This window comes from Dietzia sp. B19, assembly GCF_014145155.1.
GTDB lineage: Bacteria > Actinomycetota > Actinomycetes > Mycobacteriales > Mycobacteriaceae > Dietzia > Dietzia natronolimnaea.
Genome location: NZ_JAALED010000354.1, coordinates 1 through 2,077, shown reverse-complemented (window position 1 = coordinate 2,077; position 2,077 = coordinate 1). Strand labels below are relative to the sequence as shown.

At 71.7% G+C, this 2,077-nt stretch carries 2 protein-coding genes and 1 pseudogene; all 3 read left to right on the top strand.

Going from position 1 to position 2,077, the window contains the following annotated elements:
* Positions 1-673, top strand: a 673-nt coding sequence (locus G6020_RS10595; RefSeq protein ID WP_241732665.1) for a phosphatidylinositol mannoside acyltransferase, incomplete at its 5' end; no start/stop codon positions are given.
* A 7-nt stretch (positions 674-680) separates the two neighbouring features.
* Positions 681-1,796, top strand: coding sequence for a glycosyltransferase family 4 protein (locus G6020_RS10590; protein WP_182610600.1), 1,116 nt, complete (start codon positions 681-683; stop codon positions 1,794-1,796).
* Positions 1,786-2,077, top strand: a pseudogene (locus G6020_RS10585) (NUDIX hydrolase); the annotation flags it as partial. The gene G6020_RS10590 and the pseudogene G6020_RS10585, both read left to right, overlap by 11 nt.

Below are 2,077 nucleotides of genomic sequence, written 5' to 3'. Positions count from 1 at the left end.
TTGGCGGGAGGCGTTCCGTCTGCCCTCGATGGACCGCGAGGCCGTGGCCAGGGAGATGGACCGGACCATCGAGGGCGTCGACCACCTCGACGCGGCCCTGGCCCGGGGACGCGGGGTGATCGTGGCCCTCCCGCACTCGGCCAACTGGGATCTCGGCGGGACATGGCTGGCGCGGCGGTACGGCACCTTCGCCACGGTCGCCGAGAGGTTGCAGCCGGAATCCCTCTATCAGCGCTTCCTCGAGTACCGGGAGAGCCTGGGATTCACCATCTATCCGCACACCGGTGGCGCCACGCCGCCGCTCGAGGCACTCCGCGAGTTCCTCCGCGGGGGCGGCATCGTGTGCCTGCCCGGCGAACGGGACCTGCGTCGGACCGGCGTCCCGGTGACCTTCTTCGGTGAGACCACCCGGATGCCCGCAGGGGCTGCCAGGCTCGCCGTGGAGACCGGCGCGCCGTTCCTCGTGGCGCAGTTCTGGTATTCCGACGAGGAGACGATGCGGGTGCGGATCACCCCGCCCATCGACGTCTCCGGCGGAGTGGAGGCGGCCGTGCAGGCGATGGCCGACCTCTTCGCCGAAGGGATCGCCCGTCACCCGGCGGACTGGCACATGCTCCAACCCCTGTGGCTGGCCGACCTGTCCGCCGACCGTCGCGCGCGGATCGAGGGCTGATCGACTCGTGCGCATCGGCATGATCTGCCCCTACTCCTTCGATGCGCCGGGCGGCGTCCAGGCCCATGTGGTGGATCTGACCGAGGAGTTGCGTCGGCGCGGCCACTCGGTCCGGGTGCTCGCCCCCGGCCGCCCCGAGAACGCACCGGTCTCCGGGATGACGCTGACCGGCCCGGGGGTCCCGATCCCGTACAACGGGTCCGTGGCCCGGTTGAGCTTCGGACCCGCGGCCTGGCGGACCACCCGTCACTGGTTGCGCAGCGATCCGCTGGACGTGTTGCACATCCACGAACCCAACGCGCCGGGAGTCGGGATGTTCGCCCTGGCCATGTCCTCGGGACCCATCACGGCCACCTTCCACACATCCACCTCCGGCTCGATGATCCTCGGTGCCGCGGACGGCGCCCTCGCACCGCTCCTGGAGAAGATCCGCGGTCGGATCGCGGTGTCGACCCTCGCCCGGCGGTGGCAGATGGAGGCCCTCGGGTCCGGCGCGGTGGAGATCCCCAACGGCGTGGACGTCGGCGCGTTCCGCGGGGTCGACGCGACGGCCGAGCGATCCGGTTCACCCACCGTGGCCTTCCTCGGGCGTTACGACGAACCGCGCAAGGGTATGGACGTTCTGGTCTCCGCACTCCCGGCCGTGCTGGAGGCCGTGCCCGACCTCCGGTTACGGATCATGGGGGACGGCGACGAGCGGGCACTGCGGGACCGGTTGCCGTCGGGCCTCGACGTGGACTTCCTCGGTCGGGTCGACGACACCCGCAAGGCCGCGGTGCTCGCGGCCGCGGACGTCTACTGCGCACCCAACACGGGTGGGGAGAGTTTCGGCATCGTCCTGGTGGAGGCGATGGCGGCCGGGACGGCCGTGGTGGCCTCCGATCTCGACGCGTTCCGCCGGGTCCTGGGAGACGGGGACTGTGGTGAACTCGCACCGGTGGGGGACCCCGGTGGCCTGGCCGCCGCCCTCGTCCGCGTGCTCGGCGACGACGGACACAGAGCCGATCTCTGCGCGCGCGCCTCCGAGGCGGTCCGGGAGTTCGACTGGCCGGTCGTGGCGGAGCGGGTGATCCGCGTGTACGAGACCGTCCGTGGACCGGGGGAGACCATTCGTGTCCGCTGAAGTGATCCTCGTCGTCGTCGCACTGGTCATCCTGGCGGTGACCGCCCTGCTCGCCGCCTACCTCACCGCACATCGTCTCGACAGGCTCCACATCCGGACGGATCTCGCCCGAGCCGCACTGATCGGCGCCCTGGAACGCCGCCACACGGTGACAGCCGCGATCGTCGCGGAGCTGGGCGGACGGGACCCTGCATCGGCGCAGCGGTTGTCGCACGCCCTGGCGCTGGCCCGCGCCCATCCGACCGACTCGGTCACCGGGACCGACCCCCGGCCCGACCCGG